Source organism: Streptomyces sp. NPDC006259, assembly GCF_042870975.1.
GTDB lineage: Bacteria > Actinomycetota > Actinomycetes > Streptomycetales > Streptomycetaceae > Streptomyces.
The window spans coordinates 241,665-266,603 of record NZ_JBIAHY010000009.1 but is presented as its reverse complement, the minus strand read 5'-3'; the positions used below and the strand labels follow the sequence as shown (position 1 = coordinate 266,603).

At 72.7% G+C, this 24,939-nt stretch carries 19 protein-coding genes; 15 read left to right on the top strand and 4 right to left on the bottom strand.

Annotation, left to right across the window (positions count from 1 at the left end; all coding sequences use genetic code 11):
* Nucleotides 1–50: 50 nt before the first annotated feature.
* Nucleotides 51–1,604, bottom strand: a complete 1,554-nt coding sequence (locus tag ACFYO5_RS32760) for an MFS transporter (RefSeq protein ID WP_388715807.1) — start codon at nucleotides 1,602–1,604, stop codon at nucleotides 51–53.
* A gap of 97 nt (nucleotides 1,605–1,701) precedes the next feature.
* Here ACFYO5_RS32760 and ACFYO5_RS32755 point away from each other — a divergent pair, with 97 nt between their 5' ends.
* Nucleotides 1,702–2,286: a TetR/AcrR family transcriptional regulator gene (locus ACFYO5_RS32755; protein ID WP_356562096.1), complete on the top strand. Its 585-nt coding sequence runs from the start codon at nucleotides 1,702–1,704 to the stop codon at nucleotides 2,284–2,286.
* A 655-nt stretch (nucleotides 2,287–2,941) separates the two neighbouring features.
* On the opposite strand, the gene ACFYO5_RS32750 is transcribed toward ACFYO5_RS32755, so the two are convergent.
* Complete coding sequence (locus tag ACFYO5_RS32750; protein WP_388715804.1) at nucleotides 2,942–4,129, bottom strand: PucR family transcriptional regulator; 1,188 nt, start codon at nucleotides 4,127–4,129, stop codon at nucleotides 2,942–2,944.
* A 164-nt stretch (nucleotides 4,130–4,293) separates the two neighbouring features.
* Between ACFYO5_RS32750 and ACFYO5_RS32745 the strand changes: the two genes are divergently transcribed.
* From ACFYO5_RS32745 to ACFYO5_RS32685, 13 genes are all read left to right on the top strand, one after another.
* Nucleotides 4,294–5,220 carry a proline dehydrogenase family protein gene (locus ACFYO5_RS32745; RefSeq protein WP_356562094.1) on the top strand — a complete coding sequence of 309 codons (927 nt, stop codon included), beginning with the start codon at nucleotides 4,294–4,296 and terminating at the stop codon, nucleotides 5,218–5,220.
* Nucleotides 5,221–5,253: 33 nt separating this feature from the next.
* On the top strand, nucleotides 5,254–6,885 hold the full coding sequence (gene pruA / locus ACFYO5_RS32740; RefSeq protein WP_388715801.1) for an L-glutamate gamma-semialdehyde dehydrogenase: 1,632 nt from the start codon (nucleotides 5,254–5,256) through the stop codon (nucleotides 6,883–6,885).
* An 86-nt stretch (nucleotides 6,886–6,971) separates the two neighbouring features.
* Nucleotides 6,972–7,832, top strand: coding sequence for an alpha/beta fold hydrolase (locus ACFYO5_RS32735; RefSeq protein WP_388715798.1), 861 nt, complete (start codon nucleotides 6,972–6,974; stop codon nucleotides 7,830–7,832).
* A 472-nt stretch (nucleotides 7,833–8,304) separates the two neighbouring features.
* On the top strand, nucleotides 8,305–8,436 hold the full coding sequence (locus ACFYO5_RS32730; protein WP_356562089.1) for a hypothetical protein: 132 nt from the start codon (nucleotides 8,305–8,307) through the stop codon (nucleotides 8,434–8,436).
* 286 nt (nucleotides 8,437–8,722) lie between these two features.
* Nucleotides 8,723–9,766: a 3-isopropylmalate dehydrogenase gene (locus tag ACFYO5_RS32725; RefSeq protein ID WP_356562087.1), complete on the top strand. Its 1,044-nt coding sequence runs from the start codon at nucleotides 8,723–8,725 to the stop codon at nucleotides 9,764–9,766.
* Between the two features lie 246 nt (nucleotides 9,767–10,012).
* Nucleotides 10,013–11,101 (top strand): branched-chain amino acid aminotransferase, encoded by a 1,089-nt coding sequence (locus tag ACFYO5_RS32720; RefSeq protein ID WP_388715794.1) that lies wholly within the window; start codon nucleotides 10,013–10,015, stop codon nucleotides 11,099–11,101.
* A 208-nt stretch (nucleotides 11,102–11,309) separates the two neighbouring features.
* Entirely contained in the window at nucleotides 11,310–12,074 is a 765-nt protein-coding gene (gene ureA / locus ACFYO5_RS32715; protein ID WP_388715791.1) for an urease subunit gamma, read from the top strand.
* Nucleotides 12,071–13,741, top strand: coding sequence for an urease subunit alpha (locus ACFYO5_RS32710; RefSeq protein ID WP_356562082.1), 1,671 nt, complete (start codon nucleotides 12,071–12,073; stop codon nucleotides 13,739–13,741). Before ureA ends, ACFYO5_RS32710 begins: the two co-directional genes overlap by 4 nt.
* Nucleotides 13,742–13,752: 11 nt before the next feature.
* Nucleotides 13,753–14,790: an agmatine/peptidylarginine deiminase gene (locus tag ACFYO5_RS32705; protein ID WP_388715788.1), complete on the top strand. Its 1,038-nt coding sequence runs from the start codon at nucleotides 13,753–13,755 to the stop codon at nucleotides 14,788–14,790.
* Between the two features lie 19 nt (nucleotides 14,791–14,809).
* The gene (locus ACFYO5_RS32700; protein WP_388715785.1) at nucleotides 14,810–15,421 is read left to right on the top strand and encodes a TetR/AcrR family transcriptional regulator; all 612 of its coding nucleotides are present in this window, start codon (nucleotides 14,810–14,812) and stop codon (nucleotides 15,419–15,421) included.
* A gap of 282 nt (nucleotides 15,422–15,703) precedes the next feature.
* Nucleotides 15,704–17,308 (top strand): citramalate synthase, encoded by a 1,605-nt coding sequence (gene cimA / locus ACFYO5_RS32695; protein WP_356562077.1) that lies wholly within the window; start codon nucleotides 15,704–15,706, stop codon nucleotides 17,306–17,308.
* 497 nt (nucleotides 17,309–17,805) lie between these two features.
* Nucleotides 17,806–20,847: a glycoside hydrolase family 3 N-terminal domain-containing protein gene (locus ACFYO5_RS32690; protein WP_388715782.1), complete on the top strand. Its 3,042-nt coding sequence runs from the start codon at nucleotides 17,806–17,808 to the stop codon at nucleotides 20,845–20,847.
* 44 nt (nucleotides 20,848–20,891) lie between these two features.
* The gene (locus tag ACFYO5_RS32685) at nucleotides 20,892–22,268 is read left to right on the top strand and encodes a hypothetical protein (RefSeq protein ID WP_388715779.1); all 1,377 of its coding nucleotides are present in this window, start codon (nucleotides 20,892–20,894) and stop codon (nucleotides 22,266–22,268) included.
* Nucleotides 22,269–22,341: 73 nt separating this feature from the next.
* Here ACFYO5_RS32685 and ACFYO5_RS32680 read toward each other — a convergent pair whose 3' ends face one another.
* A complete protein-coding gene (locus tag ACFYO5_RS32680) occupies nucleotides 22,342–23,124 on the bottom strand; it encodes a serine protease (RefSeq protein ID WP_356562071.1) in 783 nt (260 codons plus the stop codon).
* A 264-nt stretch (nucleotides 23,125–23,388) separates the two neighbouring features.
* Here ACFYO5_RS32680 and ACFYO5_RS32675 point away from each other — a divergent pair, with 264 nt between their 5' ends.
* Nucleotides 23,389–23,961 (top strand): YdeI family protein, encoded by a 573-nt coding sequence (locus ACFYO5_RS32675; RefSeq protein WP_388715776.1) that lies wholly within the window; start codon nucleotides 23,389–23,391, stop codon nucleotides 23,959–23,961.
* Nucleotides 23,962–24,002: 41 nt separating this feature from the next.
* Here ACFYO5_RS32675 and ACFYO5_RS32670 read toward each other — a convergent pair whose 3' ends face one another.
* Nucleotides 24,003–24,638: a hypothetical protein gene (locus ACFYO5_RS32670; protein ID WP_388715773.1), complete on the bottom strand. Its 636-nt coding sequence runs from the start codon at nucleotides 24,636–24,638 to the stop codon at nucleotides 24,003–24,005.
* Nucleotides 24,639–24,939 lie beyond the last annotated feature (301 nt).

The following is a 24,939-nucleotide window of genomic DNA, read 5'->3' as shown; positions in this document are numbered from 1 at the left end:
CGGGGGCTGCTGCCCCCGGACCCCGCTCCGGCCCCGGACGGGCCTCGTCGTCAAGCTCTCCTGGAGGGGGCACCCCCGGACGGGCTGAGATGCTCGTCCGGGGTTTTCCTGTGCTCCGGCACCGGCGACCGCCGCAGGCTGATCGCCGCCAGGACCGCCGCCCCCGACAGCAGCACCGCCCCGGCGATCGCCGCCCCGTTCATCCCGCTCGTGAAGGCCTCCCGGGCCACCGTCGCCAGCCCCGGCACCCGATCGGCGACCGCCAGCGCCCCGCCCAGCGTCTCCCTTGCGGCATCCGGGGCCGACGACGGCATCTCGTGGCGGTAGACCGCCGTGCCGATGGAGCCGAGGACGGCCATGCCGAGGGCGCCGCCGAACTCCGTGCCGGTCTCCATCAGGGAGGACGCGGTGCCCGCCCGTTCCACGGGGGCGGCGCCCAGGGCGAGGTCCATGATCTGGGACATCACCATCACGATGCCGGACGCGAGGACCCCGCACGCGGCCAGCACCAGCCACATCGCGTCCGAGCCGGCCAGGGCCAGCATGCCGTAGCCGCTCGCGGCGATCGCGAAGCCGGCCGTGACCACGTGGGCGCGGTGCACGCCCTTCTGTACGAGCAGGGTGGCCAGCGGGGCCGCGGCGCCGATCGGCACCGACGGGAGCAGGGCCCACAGGGCCGCCTCCAGCGCGCTCTTGTCGAGCACCGACTGGATGTACTGGGTGGTGAAGTAGGCCGAGCCCATCATCCCGAACGCGGAGACCAGGTTCAGGGCCACGGCGGGGCCGAAGCCACGGGCGCGGAACAGGGCCGGGGAGATCATCGGGGAGGCCGAGGTGCGCTGGCGGTGGACGAACAGCGCCGCGAACAGCAGGCCGACGGTGACCGAGAGGACGTAGCGCACGTGCCAGCCCTCGGACGGGATCTCCTTGAGGCCGTAGACGACGGGGAGGACGGCGGCCATCGAGAGGGGGACGCTCGGCCAGTCGAAGCGGCCGGGGTCCGGGTCGCGTGACTCGGGGAGCAGGATCGGGCCGAGGACCAGCAGCAGGGCCATCGCGGGCAGGTTCACCAGGAAGACCGACCCCCACCAGAAGTACTCGACCAGCACGCCGCTCAGCACCGAGCCGAGAGCGACGCCCGCCGTCAGCACGCCGGACCACAGCGCGATCGCCCTGGCCCGCTGGCCGGCGTCGGTGAACATCGTGCGGATCAGCGCCATCGTGGACGGCATCAGGGTCGCGCCGCCGATGCCGAGGACGGCGCGGGCCAGGATCAGGGTCCCGGCGCTGTCGGCGTAGGCCGCGGCGAGGGAGGCGGCGCCGAACGCGGCGGCGCCGATCAGGAGCAGTCGGCGGTGGCCGATGCGGTCGCCCAGCGAGCCCATGGTCATGAGCAGGCCCGCCAGGACGAAGCCGTAGATGTCGAAGATCCACAGTTGCTGGGTGCCGGTCGGTTCCAGATCGGCGCTGATCGCCGGGATGGCGAAGTAGAGGACCGAGACGTCCATCGAGACCAGGAGCAGCGGAAGCATCAGCACGCCGAGGGCGGTCCATTCGCGGCGCCCGGCGCCGGCGCCCGGGGAGGTGCTCGTCGAGTTCGTCATGCCGGTGACTGTACGGGCGTGTTAAACGCTTGTCTAGGACGGTCGTATAAGTCGCTCGTCTAGGACGCCTGTATGGATCCAGGGGTACCCTGACCGCATGGGACACCGTGAGGATCTGCTCGAAGGCGCCAAGCGCTGCCTGCTGGCCAAGGGGTTCGCGGCGACGACCGCACGCGACGTCGTCAAGGAGTCGGGCACCAACCTGGCCTCCATCGGCTACCACTACGGCTCGAAGGACGCGCTGCTGGCGCAGGCCTATGTGTCGCTGGTCGAGGGGATGGGCGACGCCTTCGAGGGGGGCGACGGCGCGGGGCCGGCCGGGGAGCCCGGCTCGCTCGAGCGTTTCCGCTCGGTCTGGGCGAACATCATCGGCACCATGCGGGAGCCCGGCTCGCTGTGGCGGCTCAGTATGGAGATCCTGGTCATGGGCGACAAGCTGCCCGAGGTCCGCGACCATCTGTCGCGGGCCCAGCGGGAGGCCGGCCGCGGCCTGATCCCGCTGCTCATGGGCGGCCGCGAGGAGGACGTCTCCGACGAGAGCGCGGACACCGTCGGCCTGTTCTACGTCACCCTGATGACCGGCCTCATCGCCCAGTGGACCTTCGATCCGACGAGCGCACCCGAGGCGGATCAGCTCGCCGAAGGGCTGCGCCAGGTCATCGCGGCGGCGGCGAAGGACTGACCCGGCCGTCGCGCATCTCCACCACCCGATCCGCGAAGTGCCGTACGACCGCCCGGTCGCGGCGGACGGACAGGTGGCCGAGGCCCAGGTCGTCCCGGAGGTCGGCCGGCAGCTTCAGGACCCCCGCGCGGACCGGCGGGTCCGGGGCCGGCAAGGTCCAGGGCCGCTGGTCCGACGCCGCGGCCCCGACCGCGTGCGCGCCCTGTCCTCGACCGCGTGCGCGCCCTCCTCGACCGCGTCGGCCTGGATCCGTCGTACGGCGGGCGCCGCCCCTCACGAACTCTCCGGCGGGCAGTGTCAGTGCGCCGGCATCGCCCGCGCACTCGCCTCCGAGCCGGCCGCGCCTGCTGGCCCTCGACCAACCGGGGCTGCATGCGAGGGCGCAGTTCACGCTCCGTCAGGTTCGTCAACTCCCTTTCGCCAAAGCGCACTTCACCCACGTCCGGGCGACGCGGCCGGAGAACGGCCAGGGCCGTGGCCGTGGTCGACTTGCCGCAGCCGGACGGGCCGTCGAGCGTGAGGGTCTCGCACCCGCCTCCAGGGTGAAGGAACGCCCGCGGTCCCGTAGCCGCTGTGCTCGGGACCGCTGTGCTCGGGACCGCTGTGCTCGGGACCGCTGGGCCTGCGAACCACCGCCCCCGGACGCCCCCGTGCCTCAGAGCCGCTGTGCCTTGAGGGTCATGTGCAGCAGCAGCCGGTCCTCACCGTCGTCGAGGTCCAGGCCCGTCAGCTGCTCCACCCGCGACAGCCGGTAGTACAGCGTCTGCCGGTGGATCCCCAGCTCCGCCGCCGTGCGGCCGGCCTGGCCCGCGCAGTCCAGGTACGCCTCGGCGGTGCGGGCCAGTTCGTGGTGGGCCGGGGTCAACAGGGCGCGTACGGCCGGGTCGTGGGCGGAGTCGGGCGGCAGCGACGCCAGCAGGCGGTAGGGCCCGATCGACGCCCACTCGGCGGTCGGGCCGAGGCGGGGCTCCGCGAGCGCCGCGCGGGCCGCCGCCGAGGCCTCCTGCCAGGCCGTCCCCAGCTCCGCGAGGCCGGCCCGGCCGGCCGCGATCCCGGCGGCGCTCGCCCCGCCGGCCCGGTCCAGCAGCCGCGCCGCCGCCGAGGCCGCCGGGGTCAGGGTGTCCGTCGAGCGCAGCCGTACCAGCAGCGCGAGGCACTGGCCGCTGACACCCCACGGCACCGTGCACAGCGCCTCGGCGCCGGGCAGGGTGCGCAGCGACGGCGCGTCGTCCGGGTCGGCCGACGGCCAGGGCGCCACACACACCACCGTATGGGGGCCGTCCGCGCGGGCGCCGAGCGCGGCGCGCAGCTCCGCCACCGCCATGTCCCGCTGCCAGCCCCGGTCGGCGGCCAGGACCGCGCGCAGCTCGCGGGTGAGGTCGGCGCCGTGCTGGGCCTCGTCGGCGAGCAGTGCGCCGATCCGGCCCGTCACCTCCATCGCGGCCGCCAGCTGGTCGTCCGAGGGGCCCGGATCGCCGTCCAGCAGCCAGACGTAGCCGAGGACGACCCCCCGGTGGCGCACCGGGAGGCAGACGCGACCCCGGTGGACGCCGGCCTCAGGGGTCGGCGGGATGCGGACCGGGCCCGTGGCCCGCGTGATGCCGAAGCCCTCGAACCAGGTCCGCACCGCCGGTGTGGAACGCCGGGTGAGGATCGACCGGGTGCGCACCGGGTCCAGCGCCGCGGCGTCCAGCTCGTCCTCGCTGTCGTAGGCGCCGAACGCGATCAGCTCGAAGTCGCGGTTCTCCAGGGTCGCCGGGGCGCCGAGCAGCTCCGAGATCTCGTCGACCAGCTCCTGGTACTCGCCCTTGAAATCCGCCGTCACCCGGTCATTCTCCCGCATCGACCCGACCGCTTCATACATCTGTCTGAGATCGGCGGCACGGATGCGTGACAGCTGTCGATGGCCGAGGATCGGAGGGATCCTTAGGTTTCACGGTGGTTCTCCGTGCCGTTCCCGAAACGTCGGGAAGCGGCCTCGTATGGGTTGGTATGTGGAGGTGCCCCGTGCTGGGTCCCGTGATTCTCGCCGCGTCGCGCAGCGACCGGATGCGACGCCTGATCTCGGCGGCCCCGGTGACGAAGCAGGTCGTGGACCGCTTCATCCCCGGTGAGACGGTGGGCGACATCGTTCCGATCATCGAGGAGCTGACCGCCAGGGGCCTGGAGCTGACGATGGACGTCGTCGGCGAGGACATCACGACCCCGGAGCAGGCCGCCGCCGCCCGCGACGCCTACCTGGAACTGGTCGACCGCCTCCGGGAACTGGAGCGGGGCCCGCGGGTCGAGATGTCGGTCAAGCTGTCCATGTTCGGCCAGGCTCTCGCCGACGGTCACGAACTGGCGCTCGCCAACGTCCGGCCCGTCGTCGAGGCCGCCGCCGCCATCGGCACCACGGTCACCCTGGACGCCGAGGACCACACCACCCTGGACTCGATGTTCGCCATCCACGAGGAGCTGCGGAAGGACTTCCCGCAGACCGGCTGCGTCATCCAGGCCTACCTCTTCCGCACCGAGGCGGACGCCCGCCGCCTCGCCGCGAGCGGCAGCCGCGTCCGGCTCGTGAAGGGCGCCTACAAGGAGCCCGCCGCCGTCGCCCACCAGCTCAAGCACGAGATCGACAAGGCGTACGTCCGCGTCCTGCGCACGCTGATGGAGGGCGACGGGTACCCGATGATCGGCTCCCACGACCCGCGCCTGATCTCCATCGCCCAGGAACTGGCCCGCAGGGCCGGCCGCAAGCCGGACGAGTACGAGTTCCAGATGCTCTACGGCATCAGGGGCGACGAGCACCTGCGGCTCGCCGCCGAAGGGCACCGCATGCGCGTCTACACCGCCTACGGCACCGACTGGTACGGCTACTTCATGCGCCGCCTGGCGGAGAAGCCGGCGAACCTGCGGTTCTTCCTGCGCAGCATGATCACCAAGGGCTGAACCACACCGCTCACCTCAAGGAGTACGGAACACATGGACGCTGTGACCCAGGTCCCCACCCCCGTGAACGAGCCGGTGCACGGCTACGCCCCCGGCTCGCCCGAGCGCGCCCGGCTGGAGGCCAGGCTCAAGGAGCTGGCCGACAACCCGATCGACCTGCCGATGACCATCGGCGGTGAGCGGCGGATGGGCGGCGGCGAGCGCTTCGACGTCGTGCAGCCGCACAACCACAAGGCGCGCCTCGGCACCTACGCCAACGCCACCCAGCAGGACGCGCGGGACGCCATCGACGCGGCCCTCGCCGCCGCGCCCGCGTGGCGTGCGATGGCCTTCGACGACCGCGCCGCGATCATCCTGCGCGCCGCCGAACTGCTGGCCGGCCCCTGGCGCGAGACCCTCGCGGCCTCCACCATGCTCGGCCAGTCGAAGACCGCGCAGCAGGCCGAGATCGACACCCCCTGCGAACTGGTCGACTTCTGGCGCTTCAACGTCGCCTACGCCCGCCAGATCCTCGCCGAGCAGCCCCCGGCGAACTCCCCGGGCGTGTGGAACCGGCTGGACCACCGTCCGCTGGAGGGCTTCGTCTACGCGATCACGCCGTTCAACTTCACGGCCATCGCGGGCAACCTGCCCACGGCGCCCGCGCTGATGGGCAACGTGGTGGTCTGGAAGCCGTCCCCGACGCAGACCCACGCGGCCGTGCTGCTGATGCGGCTCCTGGAGGAGGCCGGACTGCCCAAGGGCGTCATCAACCTCGTCACCGGCGACGGCGTCGCGGTCTCCGAGGTCGCCCTCGACCACCGTGACCTGGCCGGCATCCACTTCACCGGCTCCACGAAGACCTTCCAGTACCTGTGGAAGACGGTGGGCGCCAACATCGAGAAGTACCGCTCCTACCCGCGTCTGGTCGGCGAGACCGGCGGCAAGGACTTCGTCGTCGCCCACCCGAGCGCCGACCCGGCCGTGCTGAAGACCGCCCTCACCCGCGGCGCCTTCGAGTACCAGGGCCAGAAGTGCTCGGCGACGTCGCGCGCGTACATCCCGGCGTCGATCTGGAACTCCGGTTTCAAGGAGGAGTTCGCCGCCGAGGTCGACTACCTCACCATGGGTGACGTGACCGACCTGTCGAACTTCCTCGGCGCGGTCATCGACGAGCGGGCCTTCGCCAAGAACAAGGCCGCGATCGACCGTGCGAAGGCGGACCCGACCTGCACGATCGTCGCGGGCGGCAGCTACGACGACTCGGTCGGCTACTTCGTGCGCCCGACCGTCGTCGAGTGCACCGACCCGGAGAACGAGGTCTTCACGACCGAGTACTTCGGCCCGTTCCTCGCCGTGCACGTCTACGAGGACGACCGCTACGACGAGATGCTGACCCAGATGGAGTCGGTGTCCGACTACGCCCTCACCGGTTCGGTCATCGCCAACGACCGCGCGGCGGCGGCCCACACGATGGAGAGGCTGCGCTACGCGGCCGGCAACTTCTACATCAACGACAAGTCGACCGGTGCCGTCGTCGGACAGCAGCCCTTCGGCGGCGGCCGCGCCTCCGGCACCGACGACAAGGCCGGCGCCCCGCAGAACCTGATGCGCTGGACCCTGACCCGCGCCATCAAGGAGACCCTGGTCCCGCCGACCGACTACACGTACCCGCACATGGGCTGACACCCCGCGCGCACCCCGCGCACCGCCGACGGGCCAGGCCTCACCGACCTGGCCCGTCGGCGTGTCCGGGCGGGCAGACTGGCCCCATGACGTGGACCGAGGAGAGGGTGACCGCCGACGACGGGGTACGGCTCTGGACGGCGCGGGCGGGCGAGGGCGAGCCGCTGGTGCTGTGCCACGGCGGGCCCGGCCTGTGGGACATGTTCGACGCCGTCGGCGGCGAACTCGCCGACCGGGCCACCGTGATCCGCTGGGACCAGCGCGGCTGCGGGCGCTCCCAGCGCGGCGAGGGCCCGTGGACGACCGAGCGGTTCGTGGCCGACCTGGACGCCGTACGGGACCGCTTCGGCCGGCCGGGCGTGGCGCTGCTCGGCCATTCCTGGGGCGCCCAGCTGGCGTTGGGGTACGCGCTCGCGCACCCGGAGCGGGTGAGCACGCTGGTCTACGTCAGCGGAACGGGCATCGGGCCCGACGCCGACTGGCATCCCGACTACCGGCGGAACTTCCTGGCCCGGCTCGGTGATCATCCCGAACGGCTCGCCCGCTGGCGGGAGTTGACCGGCCGACGCCTCTTCACCGACCAGGAGGCGCGGGAGCGCGCCGTGCTCCAGTGGTCGGTCGAGTTCGAGGACCGCGACCAGGCCATGGAGCACGCGGGGCGGATGGCCGACCCCTGGTTCGGGGTGGCCACCGAGTGCGGCAAGGTCCTCAACGAGGAGCGCAAGCGCCTCTGGGGCACGCCCGCGCTCTACACCGCCTGCGAGTCCCTCGACGTACCCGTGGTGATCGTGGACGGGGCACGGGACATCCGCCCGCGCTCGGCGGTCGACTCCCTGGAGCGGGCCCTGCCGAGGGTGCGCCGGGTGACGCTGCCGACGGCCGGGCACCTGCCGTGGGTGGAGGACCCGGACGGCTTCCGGGCGGCGGTCGCCGCGGCGATCGACTGATCCGCCGACCCGTTCGGCCGGCGGTGAGATCGGCCGGCGGTGCGGGATAGGCCGGCGGTGCGACCGGCCGCCAGTGCGACCGGTCGGCGGTGCCACGGCCGGACGGTGCGACCGGCCGCCAGTGCGATCGCACCGTCGGTGCGATCGGCCGACACGGGCGTCGGCCGTGCTCGTCCCGGGGCTGTGATCTCTCAGGAAAGCCCAGGTGGGCAGGGTGTGACCCGGTACGCCGTCTCAGATAGTAGGAAGTCCGAGTAATTGTGGAGACAGGCGCGGGCTCCTCCCTTACTTTTGTAGGAGCCGAACGTCTCGCTCGACCCAGCGAATGGCGGTCGTGAGCCGGGCCCGTGCAGGCAACCCCTGCGGCACCGCTCTTTGGCCCTTCCGGGGGGACCTCCCACGCCCTTGAGGCGGTGGGGGAGTCTCGAACCCCCGCCGAACTTCCTGGTTCCGCGAATGGAGTCGATTTCCCATGGCCGAGACGACCGTCCGCCGCCGAGTCCGCCACAGCTCCCGTACGAGCGAGTCCGACCGCAAGAACGCCGCCGCGGCCCTCCAGCGCGCCCTCGACCGCCGTGACAACGGCGGCGAGACCGGTCACTGAGGTCCCGCCAGGCCCCGCCGACGGGCCGCAGGCCGCCCCCTGACCGGCGGTCGGCCGGGAGCCGGGTCAGGCCACCCGCGCAGTCCGGGGGCACACGCCGACAGATCGGGGGCCGCACCCCCGCGGTCGGCCACACCCCACGTCCGGGAGCCGCACCCGCACGGGGTGCGGCGCGGGATCCGAACGGGACTTCGGACCCCGCGCCGCACCCCGGACCGGCCACCCGTCCGTGTCCGCATCGCGGACGGTCCATGTCATCCCCTGGGACGGCGAGTAGGGTGCTCACATGTCTCGCAGCATCAATCTCGCAGTGATCCCCGGTGACGGCATCGGTCAGGAGGTGGTGGCCGAGGGTCTCAAGGTCCTCTCCGCCGTCCTCCCGCAGGATGTGAAGCTGGAGACCAAGGAGTTCGACTTCGGCGCCCGGCGCTACCACGCCACCGGTGAGACCCTCACCGACGCCGACCTCGACGCGCTGAGGAAGCACGACGCGATCCTGCTCGGCGCGATCGGCGACCCGTCGGTGCCGTCCGGCGTCCTGGAGCGCGGCTTCCTGCTCAAGCTCCGGTTCGCCTTCGACCACCATGTCAACCTGCGTCCCTCGAAGCTGCTGCCGGGTGTCGCCACCCCGCTGGCCGGCGAGCCGCAGATCGACTTCGTGGTCGTCCGCGAGGGCACCGAGGGCCCCTACACCGGGAACGGCGGCACCATCCGCAAGGGCACCGCGCACGAGGTCGCCACGGAGGTCTCCGTGAACACGGCCTTCGGCGTCGAGCGCGTGGTGCGGGACGCCTTCGCCCGTGCCCAGGCCCGCCCCCGCAAGAAGCTCGCGCTGATCCACAAGAACAACGTGCTGACCTTCGCCGGTCACCTGTGGACCAATGTCTTCAACAAGGTGGCCGAGGAGTTCCCCGAGGTCACCACCGAGTACATGCACGTCGACGCGGCGACCATCTACCTGGTCACCCAGCCCGAGCGCTTCGACGTCATCGTCACCGACAACCTCTTCGGCGACATCATCACCGACCTCGCCGCGGCCGTCTCCGGCGGCATCGGCGTCGCCGCCAGCGGCAACATCAACCCCGCCGGCGACTTCCCGTCCATGTTCGAGCCGGTGCACGGCTCGGCCCCGGACATCGCGGGCCAGGGCAAGGCCGACCCCACCGCCACGGTCCTGTCCGTCGCCCTCCTGCTGCGCCACCTCGGCCACGAATCCGAGGCCGCCCGCATCGAGGACGCCGTCTCCGCCGACCTCGCGGAGCGCACCGGCAAGCCGGCCCGGTCGACCGCCGAGATCGGCGACGCGCTCGCCGTACGAGTAGCCGGCTGACCCCCGCGCCACCTCGAACCCTTTCGAAGCCGCCGGGTCGCATCCGCACCCGGCGGCTTTCGCATGTCCCCCGCCGGGTGTCACCATCGACCCCGGGCCGCGTTCCGCCCTGTTTCTCCCACCGCCGAACCCGCGCGATAATCGAACGCGGAGCCGCGGAATGAGGGAATGCTCGGACGTCCTAGCACTGGGCGTACAGGAACGGAAGCGGCCCGTCACTACAACACCGGTGAAGGACACCCACTCATGACGACGCCCACGATCGAGCTCAAGCCCTCCGCCAGCCCGCTCTCCGACGCCGAGCGCTCGGCGATCCTGGCGAGCCCCGGGTTCGGCCGCCACTTCACCGACCACATGGTGACGATCAAGTGGACCGAGGGCCGCGGCTGGCACGACGGCCAGCTCGTTCCGTACGCGCCGATCCCGCTCGACCCGGCGACCAACGTCCTGCACTACGCCCAGGAGATCTTCGAGGGCCTCAAGGCCTACCGCCGTCCCGACGGTTCCGTGGCCACCTTCCGTCCGGACCAGAACGCCAAGCGCTTCCAGCGCTCCGCCCGCCGTCTCGCCATGCCCGAGCTGCCGGTCGAGACGTTCGTCGAGGCCTGCGACGCGCTGGTCCGCCAGGACAAGGACTGGGTCCCCGCGCACGGCGGCGAGGAGTCCCTGTACCTGCGGCCGTTCATGATCGCCACCGAGGTCGGCCTGGGTGTGAAGCCCGCCAACGAGTACCTGTTCCTCGTCATCGCCTCCCCGGCCGGCGCCTACTTCGCCGGCGGGGTGAAGCCGGTCTCCATCTGGGTCTCCGAGGACCGCGTCCGCGCCGTCCCCGGCGGCATGGGCGACGCCAAGACGGGCGGCAACTACGCGGCCTCCCTGCTCGCCCAGGCCGAGGCCGCCGCCAAGGGCTGCGACCAGGTCTGCTACCTCGACGCGGTCGAGCACCGGTGGGTCGAGGAACTCGGCGGCATGAACCTGTACTTCGTGTACGGCGACAAGATCGTCACGCCCACCCTCACCGGCTCCATCCTGGAGGGCGTCACCCGTGACTCCCTCCTTCAGGTCGCCCGCGACCTCGGCTTCGCGTCCGAGGAGAGCCGCGTCTCCCTCGAACAGTGGCAGAGCGACGCCGCGGACGGCACGCTGACGGAGGTCTTCGCCTGCGGCACGGCCGCGGTGATCACCCCCGTCGGCACCGTCAAGCGCGCCGGCGGCGAGTGGCGGCACTCCGGCGGCGAGCCCGGCCCGGTCACCCTCAAGCTGCGCGAGGCACTCCTCGACATCCAGCGCGGAAAGGCCGAGGACCGGCACGGCTGGATGCACACGATCGGCTGACCCGCCCGCTCCACCGCCAGGGCCGTCCCGGACCACGTGTCCGGGACGGCCCTTTCGCATGTCCACCGCCGGGCACGTCGGTTTGCCTTAGAGCAGTACTCCATGCGGTCTGCATCCCTCTTCATCGTTGTCTATCCTTCCGCCGCTCTCCTGGTTACGCTGACTTAGAATGACGTTCTAACGCAAGGATGCGAGGAGGTGTCGTGGCGTGAGACTGACCCCGACCGAACGCGACCGGCTGCTGCTGTTCAGCGCCGCCGAGCTGGCCCGTGCCCGCCGCGCCCGCGGCCTCGGGCTGAACGTGCCGGAGGCCACCGCGCTGATCGCGGACACCGTGTGCGAGGCCGCCCGCGACGGCGCCCGGCTCGCCGAGGCGATCGAGCGGGCCCGCGCCGTCCTCGGCCCCGATGACGTACTGCCGGGCGTCGCCGACATCGTCACCGAGGTGCATGTGGAGGCCGTCTTCCAGGACGGCTCCCGGCTCGCGGTCGTCTCCGACCCGATCGGAGGCGGTCTCGGCGCCGCGGCCCCCGGCGCGCTGCTGCCGGGGCCCCGGCACACCGAGCCGGCGGCGGCGGTCCGGCTGACGGTCACCAACACGGCGGGCGTGCCCGTCTCCGTCACCTCCCACTTCCACTTCTTCGAGGCCAACCCCCGCCTCGACTTCGACCGTTCGGCCGCCTACGGCATGCGGCTCGCCGTCCCCGCCGGCTCCTCCGTGCGCTTCGGACCCGGCGAGCGCGGCGAGGTCGGGCTGCTCCCCATCGGCGGCGACCGGATCGCGATCGGCTTCGCCGGGCTCGTCGACGGCCCGCTGGACGCGCCGGGAGCCCGGGAGGAGGCCCTGCGCAGGGCCGCCGCCTGCGGATACCTGGGCGCGGCGACGGGCGACGCCACGACGGCGGGGGTGGGGCCGGGGGCCGAGACAGAGGGAGCCGGGCCGGGGAGCGAGACAGAGGGGGCCGGGCTGTGAACCCCTACGAGTACGCCGCCACGCACGGCCCGCGCGCGGGCGACCGCCTCCGGCTCGGCGACTCCGGGCTGGTGATCCGTGTCGAGTCCGACTCCCAGCGCCCCGGCGACGAGTTCCTCGCCGGGTTCGGCAAGACCGCCCGCGACGGACTGCACCTGAAGGCCGCCGCCGTGCGCGAGACCTGTGACGTCGTGATCAGCAACGTCGTCGTGATCGACGCCGCGCAGGGCATCCGCAAGGTCTCCATCGGCATCCGCGAGGGCCGGATCCACTCGGTCGGGCGGGCCGGGAACCCCGACACCCTCGACGGGGTCGACGTGGTCGTCGGCACCGGGACCTCGATCGTGTCCGGCGAAGGGCTGATCGCCACCGCCGGTGCCGTCGACACGCATGTCCATCTGCTGTCGCCGCGGATCATGGAGGCCTCGCTGGCCTCCGGCGTCACCACGGTCATCGGGCAGGAGTTCGGGCCGGTGTGGGGCGTCGGCGTCAACTCGCCGTGGGCGCTGCGGCACGCGTTCAACGCGTTCGACGCGTGGCCGGTCAACATCGGCTTCCTGGGCCGGGGTTCGTCCTCCTCCCCGGCGCCCCTCGTCGAGGCGCTCGCCGAGGGCGGCGCGTCCGGTTTCAAGGTCCACGAGGACATGGGCGCCCACACCCGGGCGCTGGACACGGCGTTGCGGGTGGCGGAGGAGCACGACGTCCAGGTCGCCCTGCACAGCGACGGTCTGAACGAGTGCCTGTCCGTCGAGGACACCCTGCGCGTCCTGGAGGGCCGTACCGTCCACGCCTTCCACATCGAGGGCTGCGGCGGCGGACACGTGCCGAACGTGCTGAAGATGGCGGGTGTGCCGAACGTCATCGGTTCCTCCACCAACCCCACCCTGCCCTTCGGCCGGGACGCGGTCGCCGAGCACTACGGCATGATCGTCTCCGTCCACGACCTGAAGACCGACCTGCCGGGCGACGCCGCCATGGCCCGCGACCGCATCCGCGCCGGAACCATGGGCGCCGAGGACGTGCTGCACGACCTGGGCGCGATCGGCATCACCTCCTCCGACGCGCAGGGCATGGGCCGGGCCGGCGAGACCGTCCGCCGCACGTTCGCCATGGCCGGGAAGATGAAGGCCGAGTTCGGCGCCCCGGACGAGCACGACAACGAACGCGTCCTGCGCTACATCGCCAAGCTGACGATCAACCCGGCCGTCGCGCACGGGCTCTCGCACGAGATCGGCTCCCTCGAAGCGGGCAAGCTCGCCGACATCGTGCTGTGGCGCCCCGAGTACTTCGGGGCCAAGCCGCAACTCGTCCTCAAGGCCGGCTTCCCGGCGTACGGCGTCGTCGGCGACCCCAACGCGGCCACCGACACCTGCGAACCCCTCGTCCTGGGACCGCAGTTCGGCGCGTACGGCGCCACCCCCGCCGACCTCTCGGTGGCCTTCGTCGCGCAGGCCGCGCTGGACCAGGGCAACGACCGGATGCCGACCCGCCGACGCCGGGTCGCCGTGCGCGGCACCCGCGGCATCGGCCCCGCCGACCTGCGGCTCAACTCCCGTACCGGGGCGGTGGACGTCGACCAGCGCACCGGTCTGGTCACCCTCGACGGGGAACCGCTCCGCTCGGAGCCGGCCGACTCCGTCTCCCTCAACCGCCTCTACTTCCTCTAAGGACCTCCCCGATGAGCAAGGCTGCCGCCGACGGGTTCCGGATGCCCGCCGAATGGACCCCGCACGAGCGCACCTGGATGGCGTGGCCCGGCCCCAACCCCACCTTCGACACCGGCGGGGACCTCGCCGCCTCCCGCGCCGCCTGGGCGTCGGTGGCCCGCGCGGTCCGCCGCTTCGAGCCGGTGACGGTGGTGTGCGGACCGGGGGAGTCGGCGCGCGCACGAGCCCTCCTCGGACCGGGCGTCGACACCGTCGAGCGCGAACTCGACGACGCCTGGATGCGCGACATCGGCCCCACCTTCCTCACGAACGGGCGCGAACTGGCCGCCGTCGACTGGACGTTCAACGGCTGGGGCGCCCAGGACTGGGCCCGCTGGGAGCACGACGCGAAGATCGCCGCCCACGTCGCGGACCTCGCGGGGGCGAAGACGTACGCCTCGAAGCTGGTCAACGAGGGCGGGGCGATCCATGTCGACGGCGAGGGGACGGTGCTGCTCACGGAGACCGTGCAGCTCGGCCCGGAGCGCAACCCGCACTGGACCCGTGAGGAGGTCGAGACGGAGATCCACGCCCAGCTCGGCACCCGCAAGGCGATCTGGCTGCCGCGCGGCCTCACCGGCGACTATCCCCCGTACGGCTTCGGCACCCTCGGCCACGTCGACATCGTCGCCGCCTTCGCCCGTCCCGGTGTGGTCGTCGCCCACCGGCAGCCGGACCCCGCGCACCCGGACCACGAGGTGACGAAGGAGGTCGTCGGTCTGCTCAAGGCGCAGACCGACGCACGCGGGCGCCGCCTGGAGGTGGTCGAGGTCCCGGCGCCCACCGTCCTGGAGGCCGACGGCCACTGGGCCGACTACTCCTACGTCAACCACTACCTCTGCAACGGCGGCGTCGTCCTGTGCGGCTTCGACGACCCGCGCGACGAGATCGCCGCGGGCATCTTCCGCCGGCTGTTCCCCGACCGCACGGTGACACTGGTCGACGCCCGTACGATCTTTGCCGGTGGCGGTGGCATCCACTGCGTCACCCAGCAGCAGCCGAGGATCTAGAGGACACGGAGGAGCCGCGATGGCCGGTGCGGCACGCGAGCGCAGACCCGCCCCGCCCCGCGCGGACGTCCTCGCCGCCGCCATGGAGATGATCGCCGAGCGCGGTCTGGAGAAGCTCACCATGGCGGCGCTCGGGCGCGAGGTCGGGATGAGCAGCGGGCACCTCCTCTACTACTTCCGCTCCAAGGACGAACTGCTCCTGCAGGCCCTGGAGTGGAGCGAGGGCCGCCTCGGCGCCGAGCGCGGCCGGCTGCTGACCGGTCCGGGCACGGTCCGCGAGCGGCTGGACGCCTACGTCGACCTGTACGTCCCCGACGGCCACCGGGACCCGCACTGGACCCTGTGGCTGGAGGTCTGGAACCGCTCGCAGAGCGCCGCCGCGGACGCGGCCGCCCGCGACCGGCAGGCGGCCATCGAGGGCGCCTGGCACCGCGACCTGGTGGCGCTGCTGGCGGAGGGCGTCTCGCGCGGCGAGTTCCGCCCCGTCGACCCCGACCGGTTCGCCGCCCGGTTGCGGGCACTGCTCGACGGCTTCTCCATCCATGTGGCGATCGGGCTGCGCGGCACCGACCGCGGGCAGGTCATCGGGCATGTGACGGAGTTCGTGACGGACGCGCTGCTCGCATCCTGAGACAGCCGGTGACCGCCGGGCCACCCTGTGCCAGACTCCCTCCGTGCTCTCGTTCGCCACGATTATTGGCAGCAGGCGCGCCGGTCCGCAGTGACCGCCTCGTACGACCAGGTACGGGCGGCCATCGTGTCCTCGACCCGCGCGCAGACCTCTCGCTACCCGCGAGGGGTTTTTCGTTTTCCTGGCCCACCTTCAGCCGGGAGGCAAGCGCGAGGGACCATGGGGGGACGGTGGAGCCGGTCATTCCGGTAGACCGAGATCCAAAACAGGAGCCTTGAGACCATGACGGAAACCAGCGAGCCCGACGACTCGTTCCACGTCTTCGACACCACCCTGCGCGACGGCGCCCAGCGCGAGGGCATCAACCTCACGGTCGCCGACAAGCTCGCGATCGCACGGCACCTGGACGAGTTCGGCGTCGGCTTCATCGAGGGCGGCTGGCCGGGCGCCAACCCGCGGGACACCGAGTTCTTCGCCCGCGCGCGGCAGGAGATCGACTTCCAGCACGCCCAGCTCGTGGCGTTCGGCGCCACCCGCCGGGCCGGCGCCAAGGCCTCCGAGGACCCGCAGGTCAAGGCGCTCCTCGACGCCGGAGCCGACGTGATCACGCTGGTGGCCAAGGCGCACGACCGGCACGTGGAACTGGCCCTGCGCACCACGCTCGACGAGAACCTGGCGATGGTCGGCGACACCGTGTCCTTCCTGAAGGGACAGGGCCGCCGCGTGTTCGTCGACTGCGAGCACTTCTTCGACGGCTACCGCGCGAACCCCGAGTACGCCAAGGCCGTCGTCCGCACCGCCGCGGAGGCCGGCGCGGACGTCGTCGTCCTGTGCGACACCAACGGCGGCATGCTGCCGGCGCAGATCCAGGCCGTCGTCTCCACCGTCCTCGCCGACACCGGCGCCCGCCTCGGCATCCACGCCCAGGACGACACCGGCTGCGCGGTCGCCAACACCCTCGCCGCCGTCGACGCGGGCGCCACCCACGTGCAGTGCACCGCCAACGGCTACGGCGAGCGCGTCGGCAACGCCAACCTGTTCCCGGTGGTCGCCGCCCTGGAGCTGAAGTACGGCAAGAAGGTCCTGCCCGACGGACGGCTGCGCGAGATGACCCGCATCTCGCACGCCGTCGCGGAGGTCGTCAACCTCACGCCCTCCACGCACCAGCCGTACGTCGGTGTCTCCGCCTTCGCCCACAAGGCCGGCCTGCACGCCTCCGCGATCAAGGTCGACCCGGACCTGTACCAGCACATCGATCCCGAGCTGGTCGGCAACACCATGCGGATGCTGGTCTCCGACATGGCGGGCCGCGCCTCGGTCGAGCTGAAGGGCAAGGAACTCGGCATCGACCTCGGCGGCGACCGCGAGCTGGTCGGCCGGGTCGTCGACCGGGTCAAGGAACGCGAGCTGAAGGGCTACACCTACGAGGCGGCCGACGCCAGCTTCGAGCTGCTGCTGCGCGCCGAGGTCGAGGGCCGCCCGCTGAAGTACTTCGACGTCGAGTCCTGGCGGGCCATCGTCGAGGACCGCCCCGACGGCACCCACGCCAACGAGGCCACGGTCAAACTGTGGGCCAAGGGCGAGCGCATCGTGGCCACCGCGGAGGGCAACGGCCCGGTCAACGCCCTCGACCGGGCCCTGCGCGTGGCCCTGGAGAAGATCTACCCGCAGCTGGCCAAGCTGGAGCTGGTGGACTACAAGGTCCGCATCCTCGAAGGGGTCCACGGCACCCAGTCCACCACCCGCGTCCTCATCGCCACCACGGACGGCGGCGGCGAGTGGTCCACGGTGGGCGTCGCCGAGAACGTGATCGCCGCGTCCTGGCAGGCACTGGAGGACGCCTACACCTACGGGCTGCTGCGGGCGGGGGTGACCCCGGCCGAGTAGGCCGCGTCATCCGTGGCCCCGCAGGCTCCCCCTCCGGCCGGCGGTGCCCGAGCGGCTCCGTGTCCGGGCTCGGGCGCCGTCGACGGCGGTGTTGTCCGCCGCGTGGAGGTACTTGTCCAGGTGGTCAGGCAGGCGGTCACCGCGTTCGCCGGCCAGCCGGGCGGTCACCGCGCGCGCCGGCCAGCCGGGCGGTGGCCGCGTTCGCCGGCCAGCCGGGCGGTCACCGCGCTCGCCGACCGCCTGCGGGGAGGCAGGCCGGCGGCCCCGACGCCGACCGTGGTGCCGCCTGTGCGGGAGGCACGCCGGCCCAGGCGCCGACCGTTCTCAAGGGCGCGGCCGAAAGCTGCCGGCCGCGGTGCCGGGCGCTCCGCTCGGACGCCTCGCCCTTCCTGACGGGCGTCTTGACGGGTGTGCGGGCCGCTAGTTAACTCACGTCGTGATCTAAGTCCTGAGTGAATCGCGCGTCCAGAGTGAACCAGAGAGCCGAGGGAAGGTCCATGCCAAGAACCGCCCTGCTCGTCTCAGCCCCCAGAACCGCCCTGTTCGCCTCCGCGGCACTGCTCGCGACCCTGCTGCCGCTGTCCTCGGCCCGCGCCGCCGCCGACCCGGCCCCGCCCGTCGTCGCCGTCGACCGCTTCGAGGGCGAGATCCCCTTCGCGAACCCGCCCGCCGAGGGGCTGTTCCCCTGGGGAAGCGACACCGACGACCCGCCCGCCCTGCGACTCGCCGCCCGGCCCGACGCCCCCGAGGGCGAGAAGGTCCTCAGCGGCAGCTACGACATCAGCGGCTGGGGCGGCTTCACCCACGACTTCGCCTTCGACCGGCCACCGCACGACTGGTCGGCCCACCAGGGCGTGCGTCTGTGGTGGGAGGGCCACGGCACCGGCAAGAAGATCGCCTTCGAGATCAAGGACGGCGGCGCCGACGGCGAGGCCTCCGAACTGTGGACGACGTCCTTCACCGACGACTTCACCGGCTGGCGGCGGATCGAGCTGCCGTTCACCGACTTCGTCTACCGGACCGACTACCAGCCCGTCGGCGGCATCGACCAGATCCTGGGCCTCACCGAGACCTGGGGATACGCACTCACCCTCCCGGTGGGCGTCAAGGGCGAGTTCGCCATGGACGGCGTCGAGCTGTACGGCCGGGCCGACCAGGCGCGCACCGCGACCGTCACCACGGACGCCGCCGTGGTCCCCGTCGACGAGGGACACACCGCGACCGTCCGTCTCACCGTCGCCACCACCGGCGCCGTTCCCCTCGAAGAACCGGTGACCGTCGCGTACGAGACGACCGGCGGCACCGCCTCCGCCGCGGACTACACCCCGGCCACCGGCACCCTCACCTTCCCCGCGGGCACCCCCTCCGGTACCGGCCGCGCGATCCGCGTACCCACCACGAGGGACCGGTCCGCGGAGAACGCCGAGACCGTCCCGGTGAAGCTGACCGTCTCCGGCGCGAAGGCCCCGGCCGAGACCCCGCAGGTCGTCATCGACGCCCACGGACTGCCCTACCTGGACGCCAGGCTGCCGGTGCGCAAGCGGGTCGCCGACCTGCTCTCCCGGATGTCCCTGGAGGAGAAGGCCGGCCAGATGACCCAGGCCGAGCGCGGCGCGCTCACCGCGCCCGGCGACATCGCCGCCTGGGACCTCGGCTCGCTCCTGTCCGGCGGCGGCTCGACCCCCACGCCCAACACCCCCGCCGCCTGGGCGAAGATGATCGACGCCTTCCAGCTCCGCGCGCAGGCGACCCGGTTCCAGATTCCGCTGATCTACGGGGTCGACGCGGTGCACGGACACAACAACCTGGTCGGCGCCACCGTCATGCCGCACAACATCGGCATCGGCGCCGGCCGCGACCCCCGGCTCGCCCAGCAGACGGCCGCGGTCACCGCGGCCGAGGTCCGCGCCACCGGCGTCCCCTGGGACTTCGCGCCCTGCCTCTGCGTCACCCGCGACGAACGCTGGGGCCGCTCCTACGAGTCCTTCGGCGAGGACCCGGCCCTCGTAGAGTCCCTGGAGACCGTGATCCAGGGCTTCCAGGGCGCCCGCGACGGCAGCGATCTGGCGGACGACGACAAGGTCCTCGCCACCGCCAAGCACTTCGTCGGCGACGGCGGCACCACCTACGGCTCCTCCACCACCGGGAGCTACACCATCGACCAGGGCGTCACCGAGGTCACCCGCAAGCAGTTGGAGGCCGTCCACCTCGCGCCGTACCAGGACGCCGTCGACCGCGGGGTCGGCTCCGTGATGCCCTCGTACTCCTCGCTCGACATCGCCGGCGACGGACGGGGCCCGGTCAAGATGCACGCCCGCGCCGACATGATCGACGGGGTCCTGAAGGACCGGATGGGCTTCGAGGGGTTCGTCGTCAGCGACTGGGCGGCGATCGACCAGCTTCCGGGCGACTACGCGAGCGACGTGCGGACCTCGGTCAACGCGGGCCTCGACATGATCATGGTCCCGTACGCCTACAAGGACTTCCGCGCGACCCTCGTCGACGAGGTCCGGGCCGGACGCGTCGGCGAGCGGCGCGTCGACGACGCCGTCTCCCGCATCCTCACGCAGAAGTTCCGCCTCGGCCTCTTCGAGAAGCCGTACGCCGACACCTCGGGCGCCGCCGCCATCGGCTCCGCCGCGCACCGGACCGTCGCCCGGCGCGCCGCCGCCGAGTCCCAGGTGCTGCTGAAGAACGCGGGCGGCCTGCTGCCGCTGAAGAAGGACCAGAAGGTCTACGTCGCCGGGTCCAACGCCGACGACATCGGCAACCAGACCGGAGGCTGGACCATCACCTGGCAGGGCGCGTCGGGGGCCGTCACCCCCGGCACCACCATCCTGGAGGGGATGCGCCGGGCGGGCGGAGACCTCACCTACTCCAAGGACGCCTCGGCACCGACGACCGGCTACGACGTCGGTGTGGTCGTCGTCGGCGAGACCCCGTACGCGGAGGGCGCCGGCGACGTCGGCAACGGCCACGACCTGCGGCTGTCCACCGCCGACCAGGCCGCCGTCGACACCGTGTGCGCGGCCATGAGGTGCGCCGTGCTGATCGTCTCCGGGCGCCCCCAGATCATCGGCGACCGGCTCGACGCCGTCGACGCCCTGGTGGCGTCCTGGCTGCCGGGCACGGAGGGCGCCGGGGTGGCGGACGTGCTGTACGGCAGGCGCCCGTTCACCGGGCAGTTGCCGGTGACCTGGCCGAAGTCCGAGGCCCAGCTCCCGATCAACGTCGGCGACGCCTCGTACGACCCGCAGTTCCCCTACGGCTGGGGCCTGACCACCCTGACGAAGATCCCCTCCGGCGGTACGGCCACACTGCGTGCCCTCGCCACGGCGGCCACGGCGGCCGAGCGGGCGGGCGCCGACCAGGCCGGCCGGACGCTGGTGAACCGGGCCCGGCTGATCGTCCAGCAGAGGATCGGCCAGTCCGTCACGGCCGCCGTCTCCGCCCCCTTCGCGGACGCCGACCACCTGCTGCTGACCGGACGCTACGGAGAGGCGGTGCGAGCGCTGATCGAGGCGTACCGCAAGGCCTGAGCCGCCGCTGCCCTACTTCGCCCGTGTAGGGGTAGCTTCGAAGTATGAAGGTCGCACTCACGGCCCGAGGGTTCGCCGGACTGCTCCTCGCGCTGGCGCTCGCCGCCCTGACCCTGGTGTCGGCGGGCGCCCCGCGCGCCGCTGCCGAGACCAGTGTGTCGACGATCGCCGCGGCCCTGCGCGAGAGCCCCGTCTACGTCGACCCGGCGGCGTCCGCCCAGCTCTCCCCGGCGGACGCCCGGGCCCTCCGCGAGAAGATCGAGAACGCCGACAAACCCGTCTTCGTCGCCGTCCTCCCGGCCGGCTACCCGACGGAGAACCTCTTCACCGACCTGCGCACCGCCACCGGCGTGACCGGCCTCTACGCGATCCGCCTCGGCGACCGCTTCGACGCCCGCGCCGACTCCTCGGTCCTGCCGACGGCCGCCGTGCGCAACCTCGTCACCAGCGTCCAGGGCCGCGGCGACGCCACGGCCCAGCTGACCGACTTCACCGACCGGGCCGTCGCCAACATGGGCGGCTCCGCCCCCGGCGGCTGGGGCTCCCCGGACGCCGGTGGCGGGGTCTCGACCGCGGGACTGATCACCGCGGGAGCGGTGGTCGCGGTCGTCGGCGCCGGCGCGTACACCCTCGTACGACGCAACCGCAGGCGGCACGCGGAGGAACAGCGGGCCGCCCTGGAACGGCTCCGGGTCGTCGTCGACGAGGACATCACCGCCTTCGGCGAGGAACTGGACCGGCTCGACTTCCACCCGTCCGAACCCGGCGCCGACGACGCGATGCGCGGCGACTACGAGCACGCCCTCGACGCCTACGAGAGGGCCAAGTCGCTGATGGCGGACGCGACGAGGCCCGAGGACGTGCGCCCGGTCACCGAGGTCGTGGAGGAGGGCCGCTTCGCCCTGGCCCGGCTCGCGGCCCGCCGGGCCGGCGAGCCGCTGCCCGAGCGCCGCCCGCCGTGCTTCTTCGATCCGCGCCACGGCCCCTCCGTCGCCGACGCCGCTTGGACCCCGCCCGGCGGAGCCGCCCGCGAGGTCCCGGTCTGCGCGGCGGACCGCACCCGCCTGGCGGACGGCCGGGACCCGATGGTCCGCGAGGTCGACACCGACTACGGCCGCCGCCCCTACTGGGAGGCGGGCCCCGCCTACGGCCCCTGGGCGGGCGGTTACTTCGGCGGCGGCCTGCTGCCCGGCCTGCTCGTCGGCACGATGCTCGGCGGCATGATGGCCACGCCCGCCTACGCCTCCGACTACGGCAGCGGCTACGGCGACTTCGGCGGCGGCTACGAGGGCGGTGACGTGTCCGGAGCGGACTTCGACGCCGGCAGTTTCGGAGACTTCGGCGGTGGCGGAGGCGACTTCGGCGGCGGCGGGGACTTCGGCGGCGGCGGAGGGGGCGGGGACTTCGGCGGAGGCTTCTGACGACAGCCGCGCGCACGGGCCCGGCGCTGCACGCGCCGGGCCCGAGACGTCGTACGACGGGTGGGGGAGCGGGTCAGAGGGAGGCCGCCGCCGAGGCGATGGCGGAGGCGAACGTGGAGACCTCGCTGTAGACGCCGGGGGCGTTGGGCCGGGCGCAGCCGATGCCCCAGCTGACGATGCCGACCTGGATCCAGGCGTTGGCGGAGTCCCGGCGGAACATCGGGCCGCCCGAGTCGCCCTGGCAGGTGTCGACGCCGCCGGCCGCGTATCCGGCGCAGATCTCGTCGCTCGCGATCAGACCGCTGTAACCGCTGTAGGAGCGGCAGGTGGCGTCACTGACGAAGGGCACGGTGGCCTTGAGCAGGTACCGCTGCTGGGCACCGCCCTCGGTGGCCGAGCCCCAGCCGGCGACGGTGAAGGTGCCGGTGTTGTACTGCGTGGTCGTGGCGATCTTCAGCGTCGGCAGGTTGATGGGCTGCGCCAGCTTGATGAGCGCCCAGTCCTTGCCGTTGCCGTTGTAGCCGGGGGCCCGGTAGACGTACGTGGAGCGGACCTGGACCCGGCCGGTGGTGGACTGGAGGTCCACGACGCCGGCGGTCGCGGTGATGCCGGTGTTGGCGCCGGTCGACCCCACGCAGTGCGCGGCGGTCAGCACGATCTGCTGGGTGTACAGGGCGCCGCCGCACCCCATGGAGAGCCGGACCATGAACGGGAACTCGCTCTGCGCGGCGCGGGTTCCGCCGACGACGGGCGAGGGAGCGGCCTGGGCGGACGAGACGGGCTGAAGGCTGGCGATCGCGAGGGCCGCGGCGCCGACGGCCGCGAGTCTCTTGAGTGCGGTGAGGAGCTTGTGCACGGTGATGCCTTCCGTGGGGGGTCGACCCGGAGTCGGGAGGGTTGGCGGTGCCCGGAACACGGAGTTGACGCGCGCATGACAAGGGGCAGTAAAGAAGTGCCCATGTGCTGGCATGAGCAGGTCAAATCTGTTGCTGGATTATGAGAACGCCGCAAGCCTTCGCACAAGGGGTGTGATTCGGCCACCCCCGGCCACCCGCCCGGCGGCGGCGAACCGGTGCCGTTCCAGGGCCGAACCGGCCCGCGCGACTCCTATGCTGCCTCTGTGACCGATCCCGCCACCCCCCTCGCCTTCCCGACCGCCTCCGCGCTGGACGACTGGCTCACCCGCCACCCGGCGCCCCACCCCGGCCTCTGGGTCGAGGTCGCCAAGAAGGGGTCCGGGGCCGACTCCGTCACGGCCGCCGAGGTCAACGACGTGGCCCTGTGCCACGGCTGGATCACCGGACAGCGCAAGGGCGTCGACGCGAGGACGTTCCTCCAGCGGATCACACCGCGCAGGCCGGGCAGCCTCTGGTCGGCGGTCAACGTGCGCCGGGTGGCGGAGCTGACCGCGGCGGGCCGGATGCGGCCCGGCGGCCTCGCCGAGGTGGCGGCCGCACGGGCCGACGGACGGTGGGCGGCGGCGTACGCCTCCCAGCAGGACGCCACCGTCCCCGCGGAACTGGCGGCCGCCCTGGAGTGCAGTCCACGGGCCCTCGCGGCCTTCGACCGGCTGGGCGGCACCGACCGGTACCTCGCCATGCTCGGCGTCCTGCGCGCCCGCACCCCGCAGCGGCGGACGGCCCAGGCGGCGGCCGTCGTCGCCGGCCTGGAGGCGTCGGCCGACTCCGGGTGACACGCCGTCGGCCCCACCGGCCGCGGCGGACGGCGCGGCGGTCAGCCCCGCACGGCCGCCTTCGCCAGCCTGATCAGTTCGTCGAAGTCGATGGCCCCCGGGTCGCCGTGATCGTTCTCCGGCACGTGCATGTGCCCGCACACGCCCTTGAAGGCGTTCCACCGCTCCGCGCTCATCCGCTGCCCGGCCCCGTTCCCGTAGGACTTCGGGTACGCCGGCCACAGCGCGGGGCCGCGCAGCGGTACGTCGTGCTGCTCGTGCGCCCACGCCAGGAAGCGGGCGACGCCGAGGAGCGCCCACTCCGGCGCCTTGGGCCAGTGGACGTGGGCCTTGCCGCTCGTCCGCCACTTGGTGTGCAGCTCGGGGTCGCAGGTGCCGACCAGCTCCACCTGGCAGACGTTCAGCGTGTTGGTCTCCACGCCGCCGGGCCTGTTGCGCAGGGCACGGGAGGAGACGTCGATGTCGAAGTGCTGGTACCACGTCAGCCTCTTGGCCGCGAGATCCGGCACCGCGGTCAGGTGGGGGGCGGACGCGCCGCCCTGGTAGCCGGGGAGCGAACGGCCTTCGGTGGTGTGCAGGACGACGACGTTGACCTCCATCCGGTCGCCGCCGAAGTCGTCCTGGTACCAGTGGTCGCGGTGCGCGCCGGGATAGTGCTGCGGTCCGGTCCTGGTCATGGCGCCTCCTCGGTCGGGAGCCCCGGCCGCGTCGGCGGGGCGCCCTGAAGAACGACCGACCTCCGCACTCCGTGGCGCACCCGGCGGGCCCCGCACCTGTGTCCGGACCCGGGTCCAGCCGTGCCCGGCGTCAGGGATTCCGGGCGGCGTCGCGCCCGCGCGGTGCCCGAACCGGCGTGGCGTCCCGCCCGCGTCGCGTCCCGCCCGCGCGATGCGCGCCGGCGTCGCGGACGGCCCTACGCGACGCGTGGTGTCGCGGTCTCCCGTCTCCGGCGCGGGCGTCGGTGCGGTGTCCCGCCTC